The 25,260-nt window shown below is 59.0% G+C and carries 24 protein-coding genes, 1 tRNA gene and 2 pseudogenes; 18 read left to right on the top strand and 9 right to left on the bottom strand.

Annotated elements, in window-relative coordinates:
- Positions 1-90: 90 nt before the first annotated feature.
- From GVL12_RS20700 to galU, 8 genes are all read left to right on the top strand, one after another.
- Entirely contained in the window at positions 91-1,029 is a 939-nt protein-coding gene (locus GVL12_RS20700; RefSeq protein ID WP_235033929.1) for a uroporphyrinogen-III C-methyltransferase, read from the top strand.
- 22 nt (positions 1,030-1,051) lie between these two features.
- Positions 1,052-2,329: a heme biosynthesis HemY N-terminal domain-containing protein gene (locus GVL12_RS20695; protein ID WP_159917451.1), complete on the top strand. Its 1,278-nt coding sequence runs from the start codon at positions 1,052-1,054 to the stop codon at positions 2,327-2,329.
- Positions 2,330-2,817: 488 nt separating this feature from the next.
- A complete protein-coding gene (locus GVL12_RS20690) occupies positions 2,818-3,387 on the top strand; it encodes a cytochrome b (protein WP_159917450.1) in 570 nt (189 codons plus the stop codon).
- A 60-nt stretch (positions 3,388-3,447) separates the two neighbouring features.
- On the top strand, positions 3,448-4,017 hold the full coding sequence (locus GVL12_RS20685) for a YceI family protein (protein WP_159917449.1): 570 nt from the start codon (positions 3,448-3,450) through the stop codon (positions 4,015-4,017).
- A gap of 89 nt (positions 4,018-4,106) precedes the next feature.
- Positions 4,107-4,682, top strand: coding sequence for a YceI family protein (locus GVL12_RS20680; RefSeq protein ID WP_159917448.1), 576 nt, complete (start codon positions 4,107-4,109; stop codon positions 4,680-4,682).
- 265 nt (positions 4,683-4,947) lie between these two features.
- On the top strand, positions 4,948-5,574 hold the full coding sequence (locus GVL12_RS20675; protein WP_159917447.1) for a VOC family protein: 627 nt from the start codon (positions 4,948-4,950) through the stop codon (positions 5,572-5,574).
- A gap of 145 nt (positions 5,575-5,719) precedes the next feature.
- Complete coding sequence (locus GVL12_RS20670) at positions 5,720-8,629, top strand: valine--tRNA ligase (RefSeq protein WP_159917446.1); 2,910 nt, start codon at positions 5,720-5,722, stop codon at positions 8,627-8,629.
- A 71-nt stretch (positions 8,630-8,700) separates the two neighbouring features.
- Entirely contained in the window at positions 8,701-9,591 is an 891-nt protein-coding gene (galU, locus tag GVL12_RS20665; RefSeq protein WP_159917445.1) for a UTP--glucose-1-phosphate uridylyltransferase GalU, read from the top strand.
- Positions 9,592-9,691: 100 nt separating this feature from the next.
- Here the strand turns inward: galU and GVL12_RS20660 are convergent, their stop codons facing one another.
- From GVL12_RS20660 to cysM, 3 genes are all read right to left on the bottom strand, one after another.
- On the bottom strand, positions 9,692-9,919 hold the full coding sequence (locus GVL12_RS20660; RefSeq protein WP_159917444.1) for a sulfurtransferase TusA family protein: 228 nt from the start codon (positions 9,917-9,919) through the stop codon (positions 9,692-9,694).
- An 11-nt stretch (positions 9,920-9,930) separates the two neighbouring features.
- A complete protein-coding gene (locus GVL12_RS20655; RefSeq protein WP_159917443.1) occupies positions 9,931-10,479 on the bottom strand; it encodes an NUDIX domain-containing protein in 549 nt (182 codons plus the stop codon).
- A 63-nt stretch (positions 10,480-10,542) separates the two neighbouring features.
- Positions 10,543-11,448: a cysteine synthase CysM gene (cysM, locus tag GVL12_RS20650; protein ID WP_159917442.1), complete on the bottom strand. Its 906-nt coding sequence runs from the start codon at positions 11,446-11,448 to the stop codon at positions 10,543-10,545.
- A 41-nt stretch (positions 11,449-11,489) separates the two neighbouring features.
- Here cysM and GVL12_RS20645 point away from each other — a divergent pair.
- The 6 genes and pseudogenes from GVL12_RS20645 to GVL12_RS20615 all read left to right on the top strand — a co-directional run bounded on the left by GVL12_RS20645 (position 11,490) and on the right by GVL12_RS20615 (position 14,386).
- A tRNA-Leu gene (locus GVL12_RS20645) sits at positions 11,490-11,574 on the top strand.
- Between the two features lie 13 nt (positions 11,575-11,587).
- A complete protein-coding gene (locus tag GVL12_RS26385) occupies positions 11,588-12,031 on the top strand; it encodes a hypothetical protein (protein WP_200843955.1) in 444 nt (147 codons plus the stop codon).
- A 661-nt stretch (positions 12,032-12,692) separates the two neighbouring features.
- Complete coding sequence (locus GVL12_RS20630) at positions 12,693-12,965, top strand: BrnT family toxin (protein ID WP_159917441.1); 273 nt, start codon at positions 12,693-12,695, stop codon at positions 12,963-12,965.
- Positions 12,946-13,248 carry a BrnA antitoxin family protein gene (locus GVL12_RS20625; RefSeq protein ID WP_159917440.1) on the top strand — a complete coding sequence of 101 codons (303 nt, stop codon included), beginning with the start codon at positions 12,946-12,948 and terminating at the stop codon, positions 13,246-13,248. Before GVL12_RS20630 ends, GVL12_RS20625 begins: the two co-directional genes overlap by 20 nt.
- A gap of 179 nt (positions 13,249-13,427) precedes the next feature.
- A pseudogene (locus GVL12_RS20620) lies at positions 13,428-13,796 on the top strand (transposase); the annotation flags it as partial.
- Entirely contained in the window at positions 13,748-14,386 is a 639-nt protein-coding gene (locus GVL12_RS20615) for an IS630 family transposase (protein ID WP_159917438.1), read from the top strand. The pseudogene GVL12_RS20620 and the gene GVL12_RS20615, both read left to right, overlap by 49 nt.
- Positions 14,387-15,398: 1,012 nt before the next feature.
- Here the strand turns inward: GVL12_RS20615 and GVL12_RS20610 are convergent.
- From GVL12_RS20610 to GVL12_RS27070, 4 genes and pseudogenes are all read right to left on the bottom strand, one after another.
- Positions 15,399-16,433, bottom strand: a complete 1,035-nt coding sequence (locus tag GVL12_RS20610; RefSeq protein WP_159917437.1) for a Rieske 2Fe-2S domain-containing protein — start codon at positions 16,431-16,433, stop codon at positions 15,399-15,401.
- An 85-nt stretch (positions 16,434-16,518) separates the two neighbouring features.
- Positions 16,519-18,426 (bottom strand): threonine--tRNA ligase, encoded by a 1,908-nt coding sequence (thrS, locus tag GVL12_RS20605; protein ID WP_159917436.1) that lies wholly within the window; start codon positions 18,424-18,426, stop codon positions 16,519-16,521.
- 330 nt (positions 18,427-18,756) lie between these two features.
- Complete coding sequence (locus GVL12_RS26950) at positions 18,757-20,313, bottom strand: cytochrome P450 (RefSeq protein ID WP_306770611.1); 1,557 nt, start codon at positions 20,311-20,313, stop codon at positions 18,757-18,759.
- A pseudogene (locus GVL12_RS27070) lies at positions 20,298-21,193 on the bottom strand (cytochrome P450). The gene GVL12_RS26950 and the pseudogene GVL12_RS27070 overlap by 16 nt, the downstream one beginning before the upstream one ends.
- 667 nt (positions 21,194-21,860) lie before the next feature.
- Here GVL12_RS27070 and GVL12_RS20585 point away from each other — a divergent pair.
- Complete coding sequence (locus GVL12_RS20585; protein ID WP_159917433.1) at positions 21,861-22,529, top strand: hypothetical protein; 669 nt, start codon at positions 21,861-21,863, stop codon at positions 22,527-22,529.
- Positions 22,530-22,599: 70 nt separating this feature from the next.
- Complete coding sequence (locus GVL12_RS27065; RefSeq protein WP_159917454.1) at positions 22,600-22,953, top strand: IS3 family transposase; 354 nt, start codon at positions 22,600-22,602, stop codon at positions 22,951-22,953.
- Here GVL12_RS27065 and GVL12_RS20575 read toward each other — a convergent pair.
- Together GVL12_RS20575 and GVL12_RS26380 are read right to left on the bottom strand one after the other, a co-directional pair.
- Positions 22,937-23,278, bottom strand: coding sequence for a bacteriocin (locus GVL12_RS20575; RefSeq protein WP_159917432.1), 342 nt, complete (start codon positions 23,276-23,278; stop codon positions 22,937-22,939). The genes GVL12_RS27065 and GVL12_RS20575 overlap by 17 nt on opposite strands.
- Before the next feature lie 498 nt (positions 23,279-23,776).
- The gene (locus GVL12_RS26380) at positions 23,777-24,166 is read right to left on the bottom strand and encodes a hypothetical protein (RefSeq protein WP_200843954.1); all 390 of its coding nucleotides are present in this window, start codon (positions 24,164-24,166) and stop codon (positions 23,777-23,779) included.
- Between the two features lie 5 nt (positions 24,167-24,171).
- Between GVL12_RS26380 and GVL12_RS20565 the strand changes: the two genes are divergently transcribed.
- Together GVL12_RS20565 and GVL12_RS20560 are read left to right on the top strand one after the other, a co-directional pair.
- Positions 24,172-24,528: a CidA/LrgA family protein gene (locus tag GVL12_RS20565; RefSeq protein WP_159917431.1), complete on the top strand. Its 357-nt coding sequence runs from the start codon at positions 24,172-24,174 to the stop codon at positions 24,526-24,528.
- Positions 24,525-25,238: an LrgB family protein gene (locus tag GVL12_RS20560; RefSeq protein ID WP_159917430.1), complete on the top strand. Its 714-nt coding sequence runs from the start codon at positions 24,525-24,527 to the stop codon at positions 25,236-25,238. The genes GVL12_RS20565 and GVL12_RS20560 overlap by 4 nt, the downstream gene beginning before the upstream one ends.
- Positions 25,239-25,260 lie beyond the last annotated feature (22 nt).

Here is a 25,260-nt window from a genome sequence, read left to right as displayed (position 1 = left end):
GTATAAGAGACAGCCTCGCAACTGGCCCTGTACCTGCTGGGCACGGTGGCCGTGGTCGCGCTGGTCGGCAGCGGCATGCTGTGGCAACGCATGAGCAGCATCCAGGAACAGCTCGCCCGCCAGAGCGCCGACTCGGGCACCCAGGCCATCGAAGCGCGCACCATGGCGCGCGACGCGCAGGACCTGGCGCGCGACAGCGCGGCGCGCATCTCGGTCATGGAAGCGCGCGTGGGCGAAGTCGCGCTGCAGCGCAGCCAGCTCGAAGAGTTGGTGCAGAGCCTGTCGCGCACCCGCGACGACACGCTGGTCGTCGACATCGACACCGCCATCCGCATGGCGCAGCAGCAGTCGCAGCTGACCGGCAGCCTCGAGCCGCTGGTCGCGACCCTGCGCAGCGCCAGCCAGCGCATAGAGCGTGCGGCGCAGCCGCGCCTCTCGCCCGTGCAGCGCGCCATAGAGCGCGACCTCGAAGCCATCTCGCGCCTGGCAGTGACCGACACCGCCGGCCTGCTCGCGCGGCTCGACGACCTGTCGCGCGGCGTCGACGACCTGCCGCTGACGAATGCGGTCGCCAAGCCCAGCGCCGTGCGCGGCGGTGCGCCCGCCCCCATGCCCGCGCCCGCCCAGGATCCGGCGCTCACGCCGGGCGACTGGGCCTGGTGGCAGGACTGGGGCACGCGCAGCTGGGAGGTGGTGCGCGCGGAAATCTACGACCTGGTGCGGGTCAGCCGCATCGACCAGCCCGAAGCCGTGCTGCTGTCGCCCGACCAGGGCTTTTTCCTGCGCGAAAACCTCAAGCTCACGCTGCTCAACGCGCGCCTCGGGGTGCTCGCGCGCCAGTACGACGCCGCGCGCAACGACCTGGTCGCCGCAAGCGTGGCGATGGGCAAGTATTTCGATCCGGCGTCGCGGCGCACGCGCAACGCGCAGGCGCTGCTCGAGCAGATCCAGCTGCACCTGAAGAACAACGAGCAACCCTCCCTGGACGAGACCCTGGCAGCGCTGGCAACAGCCGCTGCGGGGCGCTAGTCTGTACGACGAGGAAACACCAATGCGCGCTGCACTTTGGTTCATAGGCCTGTTTGGCATCGCTGTCGCGGTGGCCTTGTTTGTCGGCAACAACCAGGGCACGGTCACTCTGTTCTGGCCGCCCTATCGCATCGACCTGTCGCTCAACATGGTGCTGCTGCTGCTGCTGGCGTCGTTCGTGCTGTGCCATGCGGCGCTGCGCGGGCTGTCGGTGCTCACGCAGTTGCCGCGCCAGGCCCGGCGCTGGCGCGAGCAGCAAAAGGAGCGCGCCATGCACCATGCGCTGCTCGATGCGCTGTCGCACCTGCAGGCCGGGCGCTTCCTGCGCGCGCGCAAGTCGGCATTGTCGGCACTCGCGCTCGAGGAATCGCTGTCCACCGCGCTGGCCGATGTACCCCATGGCCGTCAACTGCGCGCCACGGCCCACATGGTCGCGGCCGAAGGCTCGCACGCGCTGCAGGACACACCCCAGCGCGAAATCCATCTGGCCCAGGTGCTCGAATGCGCACCGCTCGACGGCACGGCCGTCGAACAGGAGACCCGCGAAGGCGCGCAGATGCGTGCCGCGCGCTGGGCGCTCGACGACCGCGACGCGCTGCTGGCGCTCGAGCGCCTGGCCGCACTGCCCCAGGGCGCGAGCCGGCGCACGCTGGCGCTGCGCATCAAACTCAAGGCTGCGCGCCTGGCGCGCCATACCGAAAATGCGCTCGAGACCGCGCGCATGCTGGCCAAGCACCGCGCGTTCTCGCCCGCGGCCTCGGCCAGCATCGTGCGCGGACTGGTGCTCGAACTGATACACGACACGCGCGACACCGCCCACCTGCAGCAGCTCTGGCTGGAGCTCGATCCGGACGAACGCGCCATGCCCGAAATCGCCATTCCCGCGGCGCGCCAGCTCGTGCGCCTGGGCGGCGACCTGTCGCAGGCGCGCGCCTGGCTGCTGCCGGTGTGGGAGTACGCGACGGCACGCATGGAAGCCTTGAGCGAAAGCCAGATGCAGACCCTGGTGCTCGCCTTGCAGGACTGCCTGGACGGCATCGACAGCCAATGGCTGGCGCGCATAGAAACCGCCAGCCGCAACAACCCGCGCGAGCCCCGGCTGCAGTACCTGGCCGGCATGGCCTGCGTGCAGCGCCAGCTCTGGGGCAAGGCCCAGCAGCAGCTGACCCAGTGCGCGCCGCAGCTCGACGCCGGCCCGCTGCGCGTCCAGGCCTGGCAGCAGCTCGCGCGCATGGCCGAGCACCGCAATGACGACGAGGCCGCGGCGGCGGCGTGGAAGCAGGCGGCCCTGGGGCAGTGAGCCGCTGGCCCAGCGCCTTCTTCCCCACGTTCGTCCTGAGCGGGGTAAGCGAGACGAAGTCTCGCCAGGCGCTATCAAGAAACAGCGGGACTTGTCCATGAGGACAGGCCGTTCATGGTTCGACGGGCTCACCACGAACGGTTTTTACCCGCTCGCCCTGAGTCCTGAGCCAGTCGAAGGATCGAAGGGCCGGTATTTTCAGAGCAAGCCGCCCATAGCCAGCTGCTGTTTGCTCAAATTGCGCCCTTTCTAAGTCATTGATTTAGTTGACGAAAAAAGCTGTTTCTTGAGAGCCTGCCTCGCGCCGGCCGCGTCGAAGGATGAACGGCCTGTCCTCAAGCAAGAGGCAGCGCCCCCCCAGAATCGCTTGACTTCATCTTTTTTGAATTCAGCCATCAATCTCACTGAACTCTTTTCAATCCAGCGCTTCCTATACTGGGAAAAACATGCCAGCCGGCATGTGACGGACAGCCCGCCAATTCCCAGCCATGTCTTCAAAATCAATAACAACCCCCGTCCGCTATACCACCACCGCCAAGCTGCTGCACTGGGTGCTGGCGCTGGCCCTGATCGCCGCCATCGGCATCGGCCTGTACATGGTCAGCCTGTCGTTTTCGCCGCAGCGGCTCAAGCTCTACAACTGGCACAAGTGGCTGGGCGTGTCCATCCTGGCACTGAGCCTGGTGCGCCTGGGCTGGCGCCTGGCGAACAAGCCGCCCGCACTGCCCGCGGCCATGCAGGCCAGGATGCCCGCCTGGCAGCATCTGGCCCACCACGGCACCCACCACGCGCTCTACGCCCTGTTCTTTCTGGTGCCACTGCTGGGCTGGGCCTATAGCTCGGCCGCGGGCTTTCCCATCGTGTTCCTGGGCCTGGTGCCGCTGCCCGACTGGATGCCGGTCAGCCCCGCGCTGGCCGAGCTGATCAAGCCCCTGCACCAGTGGAGCGCCTATGCGCTCGCGACCCTGATCGTGCTGCACATCGCTGCCGCCCTCAAACACCAGTTCATCGACCGCGACGGCCTGCTGCTGCGCATGCTGCCCGGCCCGCGCGGCTGAGCCCAGCCGCCTCGCCAGCCCCCATCTTTTTGCTTGATTTTTGAATCTCGGGAGTTTTTCATGACCTTGCGTACCCTGGTTTCCTCCATCGCCCTGGCCAGCGCCGTGCTGTCGCCGGCTGCTTTCGCCCAGCAAAAGCTCGTGCCTGCACAGAGCTCGGTGGGCTTCACCATCAAGCAGATGGGCGTGCCCCTGCAAGGCCAGTTCAAGCAGTTCGATGCCCAGGTGCAGTTCGACACCGCCAAGCCCGAAGCCAGCAAGATCCAGTTCACGGTCGCCACCGGCAGCGCCACCATGGGCTCCAGGGAAACCGACGCCGAAATGCCCAAGGCCACCTGGTTCAACGTCGCGGGCTTCCCGCAGGCGCGCTTTGACTCCACGGCCGTCAAGGCGCTGGGCGGCGGCAAGTACCAGGTCGACGGCAAGCTGAGCATCAAGGGCCAGTCGCAGGACGTGAGCCTGCCCGTGACGCTGACGCAAAACGGCGCCACCACAGTTGCCACCGGCACGCTGCCGATCAAGCGCCTCGCATTCAAGATCGGTGAAGGCGACTGGGCCGATACCTCGATGGTCGCCGACGACGTCCAGGTGCAATTCAAACTCGCGCTGACCGGCGTGGGCAAGCTCTGACCCCTTCCCTGCGCCCTGCCTGCGGCCCGAGCCGCGCGCACGGCCTGATTTTTCTCTCTCGCAACCCCTTTTCATCCAGGAGTTTTCCCATGCGCACCACGCTTTTCGCTCTCGCCGCCGCCGGCCTGTTCGCTTCCGTTGCCCAGGCCGCGCCCGCGACCTATGCCATCGACCCGACGCACACTTTCGCGACCTTCGAGATCGACCACATGGGCGCGACCACCAACCGCGCACGCTTCGACAAGAAGCAGGGCACGGTCGAATTCGACCGCGCCGGCAAGACCGGCAAGGTCGAAGTGGTGCTCGACATGACCTCGGTGAACTCGGGCACGCCCGGCTTCGACAAGCACCTGCAAAGCGCCGACATCTTCAACGTCGCCCAATTCCCGACCGCCAAGTTCGTTTCGGACAAGTTCGTGTTCGACGGCGACAAGGTCAAGGAAGTCACGGGCCAGCTGACGCTGCTCGACAAGACCCAGCCCGTGACACTCAAGGCCAGCAAGTTCAACTGCTACCCCAGCCCCATGCTGCAAAAGCGTGAAGTCTGCGGTGGCGACTTCGAAGCCACGATAGACCGCACGGCCTTCGGCCTGGACTACGGCGTGAACTTCGGCGCGTCCAAGCAAGTGCGCCTGGTGCTGCAGATCGAAGCCGTGAAGCAGTAATTAGCCCCCCTGAGCGGCTGGCGCCGCTTCCCCCAGGGGACGGCACCATCGCTGCGGGGCGGCCCTTGCTCGGTGCCCCCATGCTGGGGTGTGACAGTTTCATAGGCTGTGGCCATCGCTATGAATCACTGACGGGCAGCCACAACCGGCACTTCGCAAGAGGTGTCGGTTTTTTTTCGCCTTCGGAGCGCGCTCGAAAGAAAAAAGATTACGTTTAGGTGAATTGATTTAAAATAGAGAAAACTCACCTTTTCCAGGAGACCCTATGGCTGCCCTCTCGCCCCTGTCTGCCCTGCCGCCTGCCGCGCCCATCCAGCAGTTGCACCATTTCGCCTACAAGGCGCGTGATGCCGAGGAAACGCGCCACTTCTACGAAGACATCCTGGGCCTGCCGCTCTACCACATCATCCAGAGCGACTACGTGCCCAGCACCGGCGAGTACTGCCCCTACACGCATTTCTTCTTCCGCCTGCAGGACGGCTCGTTCATTGCGTTCTTCGACCTGGGCGACGACCTCGCGGCCGAGCCTTCGCCCAACACGCCGGCCTGGGTCAACCACATCGCGTTTCGCGTCAACACCGTCGAGGAACTCGAAAACGCCAAGGTGCGCCTGCAGGCCCATGGCGTCGAAGTGCTGGGCGTGACCGACCACCATATATTCAAGAGCATTTATTTCTTCGACCCCAACGGCATCCGCCTGGAGCTTTCGGCCCAGCTCGCCGATGCGGTGCAGATGGCCAGGGAAAGCACCACCGCCCATGCGCGCCTGGCCGAATGGACCGAGCGCAAGCAGCAATGGCGCCGCGAGCGCGCAGCCGGCAAGGCCGCCGATCCGCTCAAGCCGCAAGGCAACGACCGCCCCGAATTCGTACCCGAGAAGACCAAGGCCTGAGGGCTTTGCGGCGGATATTGGGCATACCGCCCCCGCAGACCGGCGGGGTCGGTAAAATCAATGCCAATCCGTCATCTACTAAGCCCTGTAGACGGCATCCTCCCGCTTTGATGGGAGCGATGCCGTTTGCATTGGCACCCCCTCCATGAGCGACTCCATTGCACAGCCGGGCCTCGACAGCCTCTCCAAATCCTTTGAACCCGCGGCCCTCGAAGCCCACTGGGGGCCCGAATGGGAAAAGCGCGGCTACGGCGCGGGCGGCGTGCGCGGCACGGGCAAGGCCGATGCCAGCCAGCCTTCGTTCTCCATCCAGCTGCCGCCGCCCAATGTGACCGGCACGCTGCACATGGGCCATGCGTTCAACCAGACCATCATGGATTCCCTCACGCGCTACCACCGCATGAAGGGCTTCAACACCACCTGGGTGCCGGGCACCGACCACGCGGGCATCGCCACGCAGATCGTCGTCGAGCGCCAGCTGCAGGAGCAGGGCATCAGCCGCCACGACATGGGCTCCACGCCCCCCGAAGCGCGCAAGAACTTCGTCAGCAAGGTCTGGGAGTGGAAGGAGCAGTCGGGCAACACCATCACCACGCAGATGCGCCGCATGGGCGACAGCGTGGACTGGGAGCGCGAATACTTCACCATGGACCCCAAGCTGTCCACGGTGGTCAACGAGACCTTTGTGCGCCTCTATGAGCAAGGCCTGATCTACCGCGGCAAGCGCCTGGTGAACTGGGATCCCAAGCTGCAATCCGCGGTCTCCGACCTCGAAGTCGAAAGCGAGGAAAAGGACGGCTGGCTGTGGCATATCGCCTATCCTTTGAGCGACGGCTCGGGCCAGCTCGTGGTCGCGACCACCCGCCCCGAAACCATGCTCGGCGACGTGGCCGTGATGGTCCACCCCGAAGACGAGCGCTATGCGCACCTGATCGGCAAGTCGGTGACGCTGCCGCTGGTCGGCCGCGAGATTCCGGTGATTGCCGACACCTATGTCGACAAGGAATTCGGCACCGGCGTGGTCAAGGTCACGCCCGCGCACGACCCCAACGATTACCAGGTCGGCCAGCGCCACAACCTGCCGATGATCGTGGTGCTGACGCTGCAGGCCACGGTGAGCGACGAGGCGCCCGAAAAGTACCGCGGCATGGACCGCTTCGTGGCGCGCAAGGCCATCGTTGCTGACTTGGACGCTCTGGGCCTGCTGGTCGAGACCAAGAAGCACAAGCTGATGGTGCCGATCTGCACGCGCACCGGCCAGGTCGTCGAGCCCATGCTCACCGACCAATGGTTCGTCGCCATGACCAAGGTCGGCGAAGGCGACGCCACAGGCAAGTCGATCACGCAAAAAGCCATCGACGCCGTGGCCTCGGGCGAAGTCAAATTCGTGCCCGAGAACTGGGTCAACACCTACAACCAGTGGATGAACAACATCCAGGACTGGTGCATTTCGCGCCAGCTCTGGTGGGGCCACCAGATTCCGGCCTGGTATGACGAGGACGGCAATGTCATCGTCGCGCGCGACGAAGCCGAAGCCCAGGCCAAGGCCCCGGGCAAGACGCTGCGCCGCGACGAGGACGTGCTCGACACCTGGTACTCGTCGGCACTGGTGCCTTTCAGCACCATGGGCTGGCCTAACCAGACCGAGGCCGCCGACGACGACTTCAACCTCTACCTGCCCTCGTCCGTGCTGGTGACGGGCTACGACATCATCTTCTTCTGGGTCGCCCGGATGATCATGATGACCACGCACTTCACGGGCCGCGTGCCGTTCAGGCATGTCTACATGCACGGCCTGGTGCGCGACGCCCAGGGCAAGAAGATGTCCAAGTCCGAAGGCAATGTGCTTGACCCGGTCGACCTGATCGACGGCATCGATATCGACGCGCTGCTCGACAAGCGCACCGTGGGCCTGCGCAAGCCCGAGACCGCGCCCCAGGTGCGCAAGAACACGCAAAAGGAATTCCCCGAAGGCATTCCCGCCTACGGCGCCGACGCGCTGCGCTTCACGTTCGCCGCGCTGGCCTCGCTGGGCCGCTCGATCAACTTCGACAGCAAGCGCTGCGAAGGCTACCGCAACTTCTGCAACAAGCTCTGGAACGCCAGCCGCTTCGTGCTGATGAACTGCGAAGGCCAGGACTGCGGACTGCAGGCCCACACCAAGGAGCAATGCCAAAGCGGCGGCGAATTCGAAGGCTACCTGGAGTTCAGCCAGTGCGACCGCTGGATCACCTCGCAGCTGCAGAAGGTCGAAGCCGAGATCGCCAAGGGCTTTGCCGAGTTCCGCCTCGACAACGTCGCCAACACGCTCTATGACTTCGTCTGGAACGAATTCTGCGACTGGTACCTCGAAATCGCCAAGACGCAGATCCAGCACGGCAATGCGGCCCAGCAGCGCGCCACGCGCCGCACGCTGATCCGCACGCTCGAAGCCATCCTGCGCCTGGCCCACCCCGTCATTCCGTTCGTCACGGAAGAACTGTGGCAGAAGGTCGCGCCCGTCGCCGGCCTGCCCGGCGAGTCGGTGAGCATTGCGCGCTACCCCGAAGCCCAGCCCGAGAAAATCGATGAAGCCGCGATCGCCCACGTGGTGCGCATCAAGGCGATGGTCGACGCCTGCCGCACGCTGCGCGGCGAAATGAACGTCTCGCCCGCTCAGCGCGTGCCGCTGTTCGCCGTGGCCGCCAACGCCGAGGAAAGCGCCTTCCTGCGCACCGTCGCACCCGTGCTGCAGTCGCTGGCCAAGCTCAGCGAAGTCAAGGTGTTCGACGACGAGGCCGGCTGGGCCGCCGCCGCCCAGGCCGCGCCCGTGGCCGTGGTCGGCGACATCCGCCTGTGCCTGTTCATCGAGATCGACATCGCGGCCGAGAAGATCCGCCTGGCCAAGGAAGCCGCGCGCGTCGAAGGCGAAATCGCGCGCGCCAACGTGAAGCTCGGCAACGAAGCCTTCGTCGCCAAGGCGCCGCCGGCCGTGATCGATCAGGAAAGGAAGCGCGTCGCCGACTTCGGCGCCACGCTCAACCGCCTGCGCGACCAGCTCGCCCGCCTGGGCTGATGCGCCCGCCGCCGGGGGCCTGCCCCCGGCGCGCAGCGCCGGCCCTTCCCTGCTCCCCGTAGAGAGACTCCATGCCCACCACCACCACCATCGTGCGCAAAGCCGTATTTCCCGTTGCCGGCCTGGGCACGCGCTTCCTGCCGGCGACCAAGGCCTCGCCCAAGGAAATGCTGCCCGTGGTCGACAAGCCGTTGATCCAGTACGCCGTGGAAGAAGCCTATGCCGCGGGCATACGCCACATGATCTTCGTCACCGGCCGCAGCAAGCGCGCGATCGAAGACCATTTCGACACCGCCTACGAGCTCGAGAACGAACTCGAATCGGCGGGCAAGCAGGAGCTGCTCGAACTCGTGCGTTCCATCCAGCCCGACGACATGAACTGCGCTTTCGTGCGCCAGCACCGTTCGCTGGGCCTGGGCCATGCGGTGCTCTGCGCCGAGCCCCTGGTCGGCGACGAGCCGTTCGCGGTGCTGCTCGCCGACGACCTGATGGTCGGCCCCGAAGGCGGCAAGCCGGTGCTCGCGCAGATGACCGAAGCCTTCCAGAAACAGGGCCGCTCGCTGCTGGCCGTGCAGGAAGTGCCGCTCGACCAGGTCAAGCGCTACGGCATCGTCGCCGGCGAACCCGCGGGCGGTGCCTTGATGCGCGTCGACCGCATCGTCGAAAAGCCCGCGCCCGCCGACGCGCCCTCGCGCATGGGCGTGGCCGGCCGCTATGTGCTCACGCCGCGCATCTTCCACGAGATCCGCAACCAGCCCCAGGGCGTGGGCGGCGAGATCCAGTTGACCGACGCCATCGAGCGCCTGATGGCGCACGAAGCAGTCTATGCGTTCCAGTACCAGGGCAAGCGCTACGACTGCGGCAGCAAGGAAGGCTTCCTGCAGGCCACGGTCGAACTCGCGCTGCAGCACCCGCAGGTGGGCGAAGACTTCCGCGCGTATCTCAAGACGCTGGCGCTTTAATCCTTACCTGCTCGCCCTGAGCCTGCCTCGCCGGCCGCGTCGAAGGATGAACGGCCTGCCTCCAAATGGGATTGGCGCTCACCCTGAGCCTGGCGCAGGTTCAGCGCCGGCGCAGAATGTGAATGAACTCGTTGCCCTGGGTCTGCTGCTCGACCAGCTCATTGCCGGTCTGGCGCGCAAATGCCTGGAAGTCGCGCAGCGAACCGGTGTCCGTGGCGACCACCTTGAGCAGCTGACCGGTCACCATCTCCGCCAGGGCCTTCTTGGCCTTGAGGATGGGCAGCGGGCAGTTGAGGCCGCGGGTGTCGATTTCTTTGTGGATGTCCATAGGGCGCCATTTTAGGCCGGCTGCGGGTTCTCGTCGCGGCGCCAGAAATCGATGAACTCCGGCTCGTGGCCGCGGCTGCGCAGCCAGGTCGCCAGCGCCTGCCCCGTGCCCGCGGGCCAGCACTGCACCTTCTCGGGCGCGACCAGCCGGTATTCGAGCAGCTCGGGCGACAGCCGCACCTGGCCCGTGGCCTGCACATGGTAGGCAATGATCACCTGGTTCATGCGCAGGAACTCGTAGGCGCCGATCAACTGGTGCGACTGCACCACGAGACCGGTTTCCTCCAGCACTTCGCGCGCAATGCCCGCCTCGGGCGACTCGCCCGCCTCCATGAAGCCGGTGATCAGCCCGAAGACCTTCTCGGGCCAGGCCGCGTTGCGCGCCAGCAGCACCCGGCCTTCGTGCTCGACGATCGCCGCGAGCACCGGCGTGGGGTTGTTCCAGTGCGTCCAGCCACAGGCCGCGCAACGCAGGCGCTGCACGTCGCCGCTGTCTTCCGCGACCGTGAGCCACTGCAGCGGCGTCGCGCAATGGCTGCAAAACCGGGTTTCATACTGCATGCGCAGATCCTTGGACAGAAATCGAAACGCTGCGGGCGCAGCGCGGGACGGCGCGCGCCCGGATCAGGCCGGGAAGACGCCGGTGGACAGGTAGCGATCGCCGCGATCGCAGACCACGAACACGATGGTCGCGTTTTTCTCGCGCTTGGCAATCTCCTGCGCGACCCAGCAGGCACCGGCTGCCGAAATGCCCGCGAAAATGCCTTCCTCGCGCGCCAGCCGGCGGCACAGGTCTTCGGCATCATCCTGGCTCACCGACACCGTTTCATCGACCAGCGAAGCGTCGTAGATCTTGGGCATGTATTCCTCGGGCCACTTGCGGATGCCGGGAATGCGCGAGCCTTCCTGGGGCTGGGCGCCGATGATGCGGATCGCGGGATTCTTTTCCTTGAGGTACTTGGCAACGCCGGTGATGGTGCCGGTCGTGCCCATGGCGCTCACGAAGTGGGTGATCTCGCCGCCGGTCTGCTCCCAGAGCTCGGGGCCCGTGGTTTCATAGTGGGAACGCGGGTTGTCGGGGTTGGCGAACTGGTCCAGGATGCGGCCCTTGCCCTGCACCACCATCTGGTCGGCCAGATCGCGCGCATATTCCATGCCGCCGCTCTTGGGCGTGAGAATCAGCTCGGCGCCATAGGCCTTCATGGTCTGCGCGCGCTCGACGGACAGATCCTCGGGCATGACCAGCACCATGCGATAGCCCTTGATGGCCGCGGCCATGGCCAGCGCGATGCCGGTGTTGCCCGAAGTCGCCTCGATCAGCGTGTCGCCGGGCTTGATCTCGCCACGCTCCTCGGCGCGCCGGATCATGGACACGGCGGGCCGGTCCTTGACCGACCCCGCCGGGTTGTTGCCCTCCAGCTTGCCAAGGACCACGTTGCCGCGTTCCTTGTTGTCCTCAGCGCCGATACGTTGCAGCGCAACCAGGGGCGTCTGGCCGATTGCGTCTTCGATGGTCAAATACGTTTTCATAAGCCTCAAATGTGCCATAATTCGCGTCTGCGCAAATTCAAGCCCGGGTGGTGAAATTGGTAGACGCAGGGGACTCAAAATCCCCCACCGAAAGGTGTGCCGGTTCGATTCCGGCCCCGGGCACCATAGATACGCTGCTATGAAATTTGAGGCGATTTCCTCATCATTTCCGCAGCCGTTTCCTCAAAGCCTGCATTCCTTACCGAATGCAGGCTTTTTTGTCGTCCCAAAAAAGCCTCTGTTTCCCCCCCGTGAGGGCTACGCTTTCCTGCCCAAGATGAAAAGTGCGGCCATGTTCAATCCTGTTTCATCTAGATACGTCTTGGCGGCAAAGGTATACTGTACGCAAATACAGCAACCAGCTATCAAAGGTCGGAGCATGCGATTTATTCAGGCAGTTCGGGACGATGTGGAAACAGCAAGCGGGAGCGTGGATGCGCTCTGCGACATCCTTGCTGCCGCGAGCGATGAAACCATCCGGGCATCCTCCGTGCGCGCGCTGCTGCAGCCCGTCGCGCGTCAACTGAACATGGCCGCGAGCCGAATGGCCGACCATGTGGAACCACCGACAGCCATTGGGTGATAGCCGCGGGAATCTCCCGTAATTTCCCGTAATCCGAAAAGAGGCGTCTTTGCGCGCCCGCGCCAGCGCTGGCGCCGATCAGCCCAGGCCGACCAGCACGTAATTTGCGCGTCACGAAGCAGGGAGGCGCGGCGGGGGCGATATGGCGCGCCGCGGGGCAGAGGGTCAGCTCTTGAAGGTCGACGGCCCAAAGGCCCACGGCGGCCGGAATTCGGGCCGTGCGCGGCCTGGGGCGCGATCCGGCAGGGGTCTGGCAATGCAGGCCAGATAAAAGGCGCCAGGGCGCCTTGATGGGGTGGAATGATGCGGCGACTGCCGCCGCTTTCAGCTCGGGGAAGAAACTATGGGCTGAAACCGCACCAGTTCGTCGCCGGCCCATTCGTTGAACGTCTCGAACAGCGTCTGCAGTGGTGCAATCTCGTTGCTCATGAACACGCTCTGCGCCTGGTCCGCGTTGCCAAAGCGCGCCCTCAAGACCATCGAATCCATCCAAAGCAAACGCTACACAAAGGCGAGTCTGCTGAGGGGGTGAAAGATGGGGACGAAGCGAACGAGGATTGAAGCCTTGGCACGCAGATGCAGCCGCAAGCCGCTAAGCGCACATTAAATGTAAGTACAAAATAATTTTCACAACGGCATATATGTACGTACAATAAATCGCATGGAAACAGAGTTCGATGCCATGAAAGACACCGCGAATCAGCAAAAGCATGGTGTGTCGCTTTCGCTGGCCAGCATGATCGAATGGCAAGACGTGCTCTGTTTCGTGGACGATCGCGCGGACTACAGCGAAGTGCGCGAAGTCGGGTTCGCAGTGATCGCGCAGCGCCTGTATGTGGTGGTGTTCGTGCAGCGCGGCGAGACCATGCGGATCATCAGCCTGCGCAAGGCCAACAAGCGGGAGTTAAAGCACTATGAACAAGCGTTTGAGTAAATCGGGGCTCATCGTCCCCACCGATGCCGATGATGCAGCCATTAATCGCGGCATTGCGGCAGACCCGGACACGATAGAAATCACGGCAGTCCTGACCGCCAGGATGCAGCCATTGCGTCGGCGTGGGCGTCCGACGGTGGAGCGCCCCAAAGCGCCCATGACGACCCGCGTTGACGCCGATGTACTCGATGCCATCAAGCACAGCGGCAAGGGCTGGCAAACCCGCCTCAACGATGTGCTGCGCGAAGCAGTACAGAAGGGAAAATTCAAGGCTGCGGCATAACGCCGATCGACCACCAGCCAACCGACACAGGCCCGCCTCGCGCGGGCTTTGTCACGTCTGGCGGCCGCCCGCCGCCTGCCACGCCGACTTAGAGCGGATTTCTTGATGACTGAAGGCCTGGGAATTTTGAGGATGGCATCGGAGTCAAATCATGATGTGATTGACAAATTGGAGCGATCATGACTGTCCCTTATTCCTTGGATTTGCGTCTTAAGGTCGTCCATGCATGCCAACACTCAGGTCAAACGCGACAAGCGGTGGCTGAGCTTTTTGGCGTGAGCCTATCGTTTGTCGAAGGCATGATGCGCCGCGTGCGCCGCGTGCGCCGCAACGCTGACCTGGCGCCGCGCAAATGGCGCCCCGGACCTCGCGTCAAGATAGATCCTGCAGGCTGCGAACGCCTGGAGCGCTGGTTGCAAGAGCAGCCCGACTTGACGCTGCTTGAGTTGGCCAAGAAGTTGCAGGCCGAAGGCGGCCCGGCAGTCAGCACACCGACCTTGTGCCGAGTCCTGCAGCGTCTGGGCTTGGGTCGAAAAAAAAGACTCTCCATGCCAGCGAGCGGGACACTGCGCAAGTACGTCAGGCACGCGACCAATACTGGCAAGACATCGCCAGACACCCCGTAAAACGGTTGAAATTTGTCGACGAATCGGGTGTGAACATCGCGATGACGCGTCGCTACGGGCGCGCTCGGCGTGGCCAACGTGTGCATGATGCGGTGCCGGAAAACTGGGGCCGCAACGTGACCGTGCTGGGCGCGCTGTCGTATCAAGGTCTTGACGCGGTGATGACCGTCGAGGATGCGGCCGATGCATCGGTGTTCCGTGCCTATGTCACCGAGGTATTGGCGCCGACCCTGCAAGCGGACGATGTGGTCGTAATGGACAACCTGAGCACGCACAAGGTGCGAGGTGTCCGTGAGGCGATTGAGGCCAAGGGCGCAGCCCTGGTGTATCTGCCGCCGTACTCGCCCGACTACTCACCCATCGAGCCGTGTTGGTCCAAGCTCAAAACGAGTCTGCGCGCCATCAAGGCGCGTACCCGAGACGCCCTGGATGAGGCCCTGTCGAAGGTCGTCGACACGGTGACTACCAGGGATGCAGAGGGATGGTTCACTCATTGCGGTTATGCCTTTTAGCAATATGAAATCCGCTCTAGGCCCGACTGAATTGCCGAGCGCTCGCTTGAACCCTCGCTAACCGGATGACGTTTGAAGTGCGCAAAAATCCAGTTGCTTGACTCCAGCCTGCAGCGGCCATCACAGATCACAGCGCGCCAACCACGTCCAGACCACAAACCAACCTTGAAAAGAAGCGCATCCGCAGTACCGTACAGGTACACAGATCAGTTTTCCCCGACTCCGCAAAACTTCGCTAACCTACTGATCCGTAAGTACTTTTGACTACTTCAACCTTCGCTCAGCTTCGCACCGCTTACCCAGACAGAGCACCTCACACAGCGACTTAAAATCCCCCACCGAAAGATGTACCGGTTCGATTCCGGCCCCGGGCATCAGAAAAAAAAGCCTTTAAATTTCAATGATTTATCGGCTTTTTTCATTTTCGCTTCCGATCGCACTGCGGCCAAATTAGGCGCAAAGAATCAAAAACGCCGGCGCGCAGACCAGCAAAAAAACGATGGGCAAGGGGTTGTCAGCATCGGCTGGGCAGTGCAGGCCGTCATGCGCAAACCGCTTGATCCGCCAGGACTCTTTGTGCGCGGCATCTTCAATCGCCTGGAAGCCCCGAATAAGCCCGTCAAAACCCGGCGCAGGACCCCTTGCCGACCCGGTACAAGGCCCGCCCTGCCTGTTTCTGCTGCCTTCCGGCGCCTCCGTCGAGAGCGAGACATGAAGCGCGCAAGCGAGGTGGGGATTGAGCGCGCGCTTTCGCACAAGTATTGGAGAGGCCCCCGACGAGCTCGTTTCTGAATTCAAAGACTGGTCCAAGGGTGCGGTTTTTCCCCTCGGGGAGGCAGAACATGATGAATGCCGAGAGGTAGTGTCAAGCCATAAAAAATCTAAAGTATATTTTTTGATTTCATTGGTTTTTCGGGCTTACGATCGGGCTCGAAAGTGGTTAGTGACGGGGTATCTGCCGATAGCAGATCGGTTACGAGAATTTATTAAATTCAATCTACGCGAGCAATGTTTATGAACCACCATCGTAGAACTGCTTAAACCAAGAGCGATACGGCATGATCGGACCATCTCCCTCACAAAGCAATGGTTTCTTACGATATATCTTGTTATTCCAGATAGGAATATCGGCATGTACGCCGTTCAAGTTGCCATGCGATCCGAGTTTTTCGAGCATAAACTCCTTCACTGACTTATGTTCGTAAGAACCTTCGGGATACTTTTCATGGGTGAATGCAAAACGTAAAATAGTTTTTTCGTTCGTCACTGGTGTCATCAAAAACATCATCAGCAGTTCTGTTTCACGCCGATAACGGATCGTATGTTGCCCTGGTCCCTTTTGGATAAGCTCGATCGAATAGTGGCAGGAATCTGGTTTTCCTTCGCGATCTATAACCTGCACGTCCGCTCCAATGTTGACATGTCGGTAAATTCCGTCCTGGCGGGTCTCACCCAACAGAGTTGAAGTATGTCCATGAACATACTTGAGATGAGAATAATCGATACTATTCTCGACAATATCTTGGATCGATGTACTTATCTCAAACTCAACCTTTTCGTATTCGATCCAGTTATTGGACATTGTCTCGGGAAAATTGTCGACATTCCAGATAGGCGCCACTGCCCCCGGATGATACCAGGCCCATATTATCTTGTTGCACTCGATGACCGGAAGATATTTAAGTACAGGCCCCTTCTTAAGGATAGGTGGCATTTTCTTCGCATAAGGCACATCCCGACAGTAACCGCTAGAATCAAAGCCCCAAGCATGAAAAGGACAGCGCACCATCTCGCCATCCACTTTCCCGCCGAAACCAATATGGGCCCCCAAGTGAGGACAATATGGATCAATCATTCCAACACTACCACATTCATCGCGAAACAATACCCACTCTTGCCAGAAACATGAAATGACACGAATCTCGCTGAACTCCAATTCATCAGAATATGCAACGAAATACCAGCCAAATGGTATTTCAGATGGATGCCCCTTCTCTGGCAGAAGCTCAACATACCGCTTAGCTGGTATCCGTGTTGACGAATTCATCAAATCCTCGCCACGACTGTGAAGTCAGAAAGATACTAAAAACCAAGTATTACAAAAGCTTAGTTGCAGTGGAATTATTCACTCCTCATCGTTTGTCAACTATTGCGGAGTTGAGAATCATTTTGAAGTCATTTAAAGACATAACTCCCAAATTCATATTTCCACGCGCCCGTACAGATACCGTACCTGCCTCACGCTCTTTATCGCCAACAATAAGAAAATAAGGAATTTTTTGCATGGAATGTTCACGTACCTTGTAGGAGATTTTTTCGTTACGCAAATCCATCTTTACCCGAAAATCTTGGTTCTTTAATTCATACACAACTTGCTCTGCGTATGCAGATTGGGATTCCGTAATATTCATAACGATAACGTGGACAGGGGAAAGCCACACTGGTAGCGCACCGCCATAGTGTTCGACTATAATACCAATGAAGCGTTCAAATGAACCAAAAATTGCTCTATGAAGCATAGCAGGCTGAGCCCGTAAATCATTCTCTGTCATATACTCCGCGCCAAGTCTTTCCGGCAAAACAAAATCCAATTGCAATGTGCCACATTGCCATGAACGGCCCAATGCATCTTTGATATGATATTCAACCTTCGGTCCGTAAAATGCTCCTTCACCGGGCAACTCCTCCCAATCCATCTCACATGATCTAAGCGCCTGTCGAAGTTCATTTTCAGCAAGATCCCATACTTCATCGCTACCTGCCCGCTTCGCAGGCCGTAATGACAATTTCACAGTAACTTCATCAAAGCCAAAATCCCTATATACAGACAATGCCAGTTGGTTGAAATTTCGAGCTTCGGAGAACACTTGCTTCTCGGTACAGAAAATATGGGCGTCATCCTGCACAAATCCGCGAACACGCATTAAGCCGTGCAGCGCTCCGGATGGCTCGTTACGATGACATGCACCAAACTCAGAGAACCTGATCGGCAAATCGCGATAGGAGCGCAGGCTTCTGTTGAAGACCTGAATATGGCCCGGGCAACTCATCGGCTTAATTGCATACTCGCGCTTCTCGGACGCTGTTGCAAACATGTACTCCCGATAGTTCTGCCAATGCCCAGAACGCTCCCAGAATGACTTATCCAGGACCTGCGGTGTTTTAATTTCTAAATAACCGGCATTAGCAAGTCTGTGTCGCAGGTATTTTTCAGCTTCCAACCACACCGTCCAACCGTTGGGATGCCAGAACGCTAGACCCGGTGCTTCTTCTTGAAAATGGAATAAATCAAGCGCTTGACCAAGCTTGCGATGGTCTCTCCGATCCGATTCTTCCAACATTGCCAGATAGCTGCGCTGCTGCTGCTCACTTGCCCACGCTGTGCCGTAAACTCGTTGCAGCATTTCATTCTTTGCATCATCGCGCCAGTAAGCTCCGGCCAGCCTCATCAATTTGAAAATAGTTAGACTTCCAGTCGACGATACGTGTGGCCCGCAACATAAATCGGTGAAATTTCCGACAGTACAAAGCATTATCTGTTCATTTCCTGGGATAGACTCGAGAATCTTGCATTTGTACGTCTCACCTATCGATTGAAAGTATGTTGCCGCTTCTTGGCGCGGCATTGCTTTTCGAATAATAGGCTCGTCCTTTTGCACCAACTCCCTCATCTTATTCTCTATCTCCGCCATATCTTCCAAGGTAAAGGTGCGTCGATAAGAAAAATCATAATAGAAACCATTCTCTATGACTGGCCCAATAGCCACTTTTGCATCGGGAAACAAAATTTTCACGGCATATGCTAACAAATGCGCAGTGGAATGCCGAATGACGCTTAATCCATCTGCATCATCTCTTGCAACAATCTCCAGTACAATATCATGATTTATGATGCACGAGCTATCTACCAACACGCCGTTCACCCTTCCAGCAATAGCATGCCGCTCCGGCTTTAAGTTTACGTTTCGCAGAACCTCTTTCAGTGAAATAGCAGTCTCAAAATTGTGTTCTTCCCCATTGGGAAACCGGATAGTAAACATTTTCACTCCCTCATCGTTATCGTCGATATCAAAATCGGTGGTGTAAACTATCCAGATAGAATCTATCTGCCAAAGAATAACCTGGCATATAGTTTTCTTCTATTAAAAATACTATCTCGCAAATTTCTCACAGAATACATAACAAGAAAAGGCTCAAAGTATATGCCTGCAATATCTTTTACCTTTAATGCCATCAAAATTTACAGCATTGATTGAGGGTATGCCCTCCTACGTTTCGACGACTGAATGAGTAAGCTCCAAAAATCGAATATGACTCTCGAGGAAAGCCACTACAGCAACTTCATTCTCGGGTCAATGGATTTCAGAAGATCAAACAAAGTAAGCATCTTCTGCTTCTTTCTGACTCACTGTAAAATCTTCCGCTACTTCACTGCATTGCTCTGCAATTTGAATACGAAACGCACGATTTTCTTCCGCCGCGATAAATCGTTGATATCTGATACAGTCCCTATGCCAGAAACCAAAGCCTGAATCCATATACCTAAGGTGATCGAAGAATGTATTCATCCGTTCGCGAAATACCGAAGGAGTTCTTGCCAATAACTTCGCTGCCAATTCATCGTATGTCTTGACTGCCTTGTCGTGTATTTCCAGAATGGCGGCATACGAATCATTCAAAGAGCCACCGGAGCACATCTGATGGTACAAAATCAGATTCGATTCTTTTTGCTTGTTCTTGATATCCTTTGGCACGCCGACCAGATCGTTCACAATGCAGCAAACACGAGCTGCCTGGTCAACCAGCGCCTTGTAATCAGGATCTGTATGTATCTCTTGAGGGACCTCGATGCCGACAGCCCTTTCGAGAGGCAAGCTATTTGGGCGAATGCCCACCGTGACGGCACGCAATTTGATAGCTTCGGAGAAGTTCCGGCCTGATATTCCGTCAGAGCCTTTGCGGCGAACTATTTCTTCCTCAACGGCGTGTTTCGCCCACTCGCTCATGCTCGCAGCAAAACGGATCCGCCATTCTCGCGAAGCACCTAACCGCTCATATTCATCCCCAATGTGTTTGAATGCTAGGACATATGGGTCATTTTTTCTTGCAGCGGGAACATCTTCTCCAGCAAGTGCCATTAAAGGTTCGGCGACTTCGGAATAGTCTGTAGCTACTTCCACACATTCATCATCCCAGAGCAGCCACATGGTGATGTACTTGCAATACATCAAGGCGTGCTCATATGACGCCATAGAATGCGAATAGCCCGCATAGTGACGAGGCTCCATCGCTCGAATATGGGATCGCCGCTCCTTGCTTTTTACAAGGCCGAGAGAATCCATCCATTCGATGGTTTCTTCCTCAATTGTGGTAGCAAATGGGGAAAGTGCTACAGGCGCAAACCAGTATTTTGGGTAGGATACAGCGAGAACGCATGTCTTGACCTCTTCAGGAAGCGGCTCTTCCGAACTGTACACTGTCACATCCGGCTTGCCGGTGGGTAGTGAAGGTGCTTCAGAAAGCAATCTGAAACGCAATTGGAACGAGTCCTCGGGAAGACCCGTAAAACTTCCCCGTCTTATTGGAACCTCATATCCCACATTTGGGAGACCTACGTCGAAGTGCCGAAGTATGTGGCATAAAATGATTTTTTGCTCCATCAAAGTGAAGTTTCGGCCTGCGCATACCCGCGGTCCCGCACCAAACGGCAGATACGCAAATTTATTCCGACAATTTTCATCAACGAATCGATCTGGATCAAACTCTTCGGGACGATCCCATTCTTTTGGATTCATATGGATCGCATGGATATTCATGCTTATCAAAGTCCCTTTTGGAATCTGATATCCTCCCAAATCCGTGTCTCTCGACGTTGTTCGGGGATTTTGATTTGCGAGTGGAGAATATACTCTCAAACTTTCAAGAATGAAGTTTCCAAGAGAATGAAAATTGCGTAGCTTCTCATAGGTACTGTTCTTTTTTTCCCGCTATCCATATTAGCAAAAGCGTGTTCAAAATCCGGGAATAGTGCGATTGATTCTTTTCGGATTTTTTCTTGCAACCCCGGATACTTGGCAAGAAAGTAGAGCACGCCACCAAGCGATACTTGAGTAGTTTCGTGACTTGCCAGCACCATGGCGATCACGTTATTTCGCAATTCATCGGTGTTCAGTTTCTCACTGCGCTGCCCGCGAATAAGCATTTCCAAAACGTTCCCACTCTCGTGCTCACCCCCGTCTCTATTAATACTCCCGATCATATCTAGCACAAGATGGTCCAGATGTTTCTGCACTGTTCAAGATGCCGATTCGATTCAAGAGGAAGGTGATTTTTGATAGGCAACGCGATACGTTCTGGATCGAAGACTTCCGCCATGACAAAGTCCATCGCATCTATCCCCGGATTGCTAACCTCCTTTAGATGGTTAAAGTCAAATCCGAAGAGCGCAACACCTGCGCTATCTAAGGATACTGCTTTTAACCACCTAGATAATTGGATGACCATTCCATCGCCTTCCTGAGAAGATGCTACTTTTTCTCGCAAGGTTTGACATAAAAAATGAGCTTTCTGATTGAACACTGGAGAAAAAACATGAACAGAGTTCAGCGCAGGATGGGTAAGCCGACGAACGCGATGCCATTGATCCCCATTCGCCAGTACAACATTGCTATTTCCGACCCATTTGAAGTAATAAAGCATATTCAAATCTCGAGGATCGCTTTTAGAGAAATCGTCATATTCCTTGGAAATTTTCTCAACCAATGACGACGATGTCACTACTATGACTGGAAGTGGGCCAGCGAACATCAGATATATGTCGCCGTATTTCTTCATCCGCTCAATATCAATTTCCCTGAGCAACGTCTTTTTCCTCACCACGATATCAAATAAAGTCGTGAATAGACCATGGGTCGGTATCGAGCGCCGGAACGCAGCACTCTCACTTCCAGCACGAGGATCTGTCGGTTGGAATCTGGCACGCGCGCGCAAGGAATACATATGCAGAGAAGTTATGAATAGAGTTATTTGCCCAAAAATCGAAAGAGTCCACCCTAACTCGATAGGTAGAAAACCGATACTAGATGCAGTCACTGACAACACTGTCCAAGCAAGCGATCCAATCAAAGCTACCCACAACCAAGCAATGAGAATCGGCTTATGCCAAGATTTTTCCTCTTTTTTCTTATCCGATTGGTTTTTGTTAAAAAAAGGACAAACTGGTTGCGTCATGACATCTTCTCCTGTCGGCCGAGAGCATTAATTCACTACTGATACACAACTAGTCAGTGTGCGTGGCGCTTGACGAGATTTTTTACGTAGGTGGCAATATTTCTCTTTATCGCGGGAGTAAACATATGTAGTTGTTCGTTTGTGTGCTACACAGATAGTTCGGAATTGTTATTCGTCGGTGCGGGCTCATTTTGTAATCCAATGTCTAATTGGGGTGTGGACAAAGTCTTGGACTACTCTAGGAGTGGTTCATGTATTCATACGACAATCGCATTCGCGCCATCAAGCTCCACATTGCACTTGGAAAGAGACTCGCTCCGATCTTGCGGCAGCTGGCTACCCTGCAAAAAATGCGCTTATCACCTGGTCTCGCCAGTTGCTGGAGGCTAGCGATCTTGCCCAGGGCTATAAACGCAGTCAGCACACTCATACCAAGCAGCAGAAACAGCTGGTCGTCGATCATTGTTCGCAACACGACCTCTGCCTGGCCTATGCCGTCCGTGCATTAGGCTGCCCGACACGTGAAACTTTGCGCACATGGATCCGCGAACTCAGACTGGACCTGTGGACACCGGCAGCTCGGAAAAATGATCCAGCCGCCTACACTTTTGCGCGGAAACAGGATGCCGTCATTCACATGAATACACGCAAAGGGAACGCTTGGCGGATTGCCAAATCAGTGGGCGTCAGTAGGACAACTCTGCATCACTGGCAAGCTCAAATGCTCGATAGGAGGCAACGCGCACCTATGACAATCCCCAATGATCGCTGCCCGGACAAAAAATGCGACACGCTACTGGAGGAGGAAGACCGGCTTCAAGCGCGCGTTCAACGCCTCCGACTTGAACATGATATTTTGACCAAGGAAAATGAACTATTAAAAAAGACCAAGGCATCAATCCGCTGCAGCTGACGAGTCAGGAGAAAACCCAGCTGGTCGATGCCTCGAGAATGAGCCACCCGCTGCGGGCACTACTGACTGAATTTCGTCTGGCTCGCAGCACTTATTTCCATCACAGGGCGCGCCAGCAACTGCCCGACAAATACGCATCGGTGAGAAGCACCATTGCAGATATATCTTCCCAAGCAATTGCCATTGCCATGGATACCGGCGGATTGATCGCGTCTTACGCGGTCAAGGCGTTCGCACCTCCGAGAAGGTCGTGCGCAGGCTCATGTCAGAGCAGCGCTTGATCGTGGAATCACGACATCGCCGGCGCTTTAGCCACGCAACCGGCACAAAAAAACCCACCGACGCACGCCCCGGTGGGCAAGTGCAGGCTGGAGCCGGCACGGAGACAACAGGAAAGAATAAAGGCGTCAGGGCTGTTTTTTGACGGCTGTGGTGCCCGGTTCGGAGGCAGCGGCCGCCGAGCCCGCGGCAGCGCCGCCCAGGGCGCCGGCCACGCTGCCGACCACACCGCCCACGAGCACGCCAGCAGGCCCGGCCACGGCTGCACCGACCGCAGCGCCCGCAGCCGCGCCCGCGACCAGACCACCGCCCATCAGCACGGAGCCGGACTCACGCTCGGCGTCTTCCGGCGACAACTGCACCTGCGCCGCAGGGTCCGGATCCTGGGATGGTACGCCGTGGCCTGGCAGGGCCTGCTCCGCGAGGTCGGGGTCCATGGTTTTTTCTTTGGGGGAGATTGCGATGTTCATGGGGTCACTCCTTGGCAATGGACGACGGGGTTTGCGCCCGATGTCACTCGGTTGTACCCCGCACCCGTCGCTGCGCTCGCCGTCAGGATGGCCGCGATGCTGTCAGCCAATGGCTTGCGCGGCCAATGCGCAGAGTTGGCGGGGACCGAAACAGACGTCACCTTCTGCGCCAATGGCCAAGCCACCGCTGGAGCCCTGAGTGCGCGTGCGAAACCCGAAAGTTCGAAGTCCTGGCCATCGATGCCTGCAGCGGCACCAGGCACGGCACCGCCGGGGGCTGTGGCCGCCACCGATTGCGCGCAGCGCGTTGTTGTGCGTTAATCGGGAGGCAGGCGCCCTGCGGGGCAGCGCTTTTTCTCCACAAATGTGCGGAACAACCTTGTGGATAAGCTGTGACCAGCATGTGCACGGCCAAGCCAAGCCCTTGACCTGGCTATCAACCTGCTGCCTTGCCGCAATTTGAGGCAGCGCATCCGCAGCCTCTGCCGGGCCGGCGCTTCAATCTTCCTGGCGACGTATCAGATCGCGCCCCAGCGCAGTGATGGCCCACTTCTTCGCCTCATCCTGCCGGGCGAACCCGAATTCCAGCAGGCGCTTGGAAATATGCTCGCGCGCCGCGGATTCGAGCGAAATGGATTCGCCCATCTCGAGCTTCTTGAGCGCGGCCAACTCGTCCACGGTGGGTTCGAAATGCAGCAGGTGGTCACTGGTGGTCATGGCACTTTCCTGGCTACGGGCTTGCAGCCGGTTGATCGGGAAGCGGTAACAGGTCTCCAGCGTATTCTCTTGAGCACGGATGCGCAAGCGTCTGCCGGCGCATTCGGCGCCAGCCTGCGATGATCGCCCTGCGCGCGCCGCAAAGGCGCATACCGCCCGCTTCTTGTTCATCGCCCATGCTCTACGCCATCACCGCCCTGTTTGCGCTTCAACTGCTAGGAGAAGCCGTCGTTCACTTCACCCACCTGCCTCTGCCCGGGGCGCTGGTCGGCACGCTGCTGCTGCTCGCGGCGCTGGTCGTCCACGGCCGCACGCCGCCAGCGCTCGAGCGCGTGGGCAGCGTGCTGCTGCAGAACATGATGCTGCTGTTCATTCCCGTGATCGCGGGCGTGATGCTCGAGTTCGACAACCTTGCGCGCCAATGGCAGCCGTTCGTGCTGGCCTGCATTCTCGGCGCCGCGCTCACCTTCGTCGCAACGCTGCTGAGCTTTCGCTGGATGCTGCGCTGGCAGGCGAAAAAGGTCCGGTCATGAGCACCGCCATCGGATCCTGGCTCGCCGCCTCGCCGCTGCCCTGGCTGGTGCTGACCCTGGGCTGCTACCTTGCCGCGATGGCGCTGTACCGGCGCAGCGGCTGCCACCCGCTGCTGATTCCGGTGTTCACGGCCGTGGTCGTCGTGGTCGGCGTGCTGCTGCTCACGGGCACGTCCTATGCGACCTACCGCAGCGGCGTCGCACCGCTGGCCCTGCTGATCGGCCCCGCGACCGTGGCGCTGGCACTGCCGCTGTATGCCCAGCGCGCGCGCATCCGTGCGCTGTGGCTGCCCCTGACCGTGGCCTTGCTCGTGGGTTGCAGCGTGGCCCTGCTCTCGGCGCTGGGCCTGGGCTGGGTGTTCGGCGCGAGCGATTCGACATTGATGGCGCTCGCGCCCAAATCGGCGACGATTCCGATCGCGCTGCCCATGGCCGAGCGCTATGGCGCCACGGCCTCGCTGGCCGCGGTGGCGGTGGCGATCACAGGCATCGCGGGCGCGATGCTCGCGCCCTTGCTGATACGCCTGCTGCGCTCCACCGACCCCGCCGAGCAGGGCTTCGCGCTGGGCCTGAGCGCACATGCGATCGGCACGGCGCGCGCGCTGCAGATCCACCCGACCATGGGCGCGTTCGCGGCGCTGGCCATGGGCTTGAACGGCGTGGCGACGGCGCTGCTGATGCCGCTGTGCCTGGCGCTGCTGGGGCGGTGAATGCGGGGGAAAGTTATCCCCG

The sequence above is a fragment of the Pantoea sp. 18069 genome (assembly GCF_902706035.1).
GTDB lineage: Bacteria > Pseudomonadota > Gammaproteobacteria > Burkholderiales > Burkholderiaceae_C > Comamonas.
The sequence above is the reverse complement of the archived record's forward strand: the minus strand, read 5'-3'. Positions and strand labels throughout refer to the sequence as shown.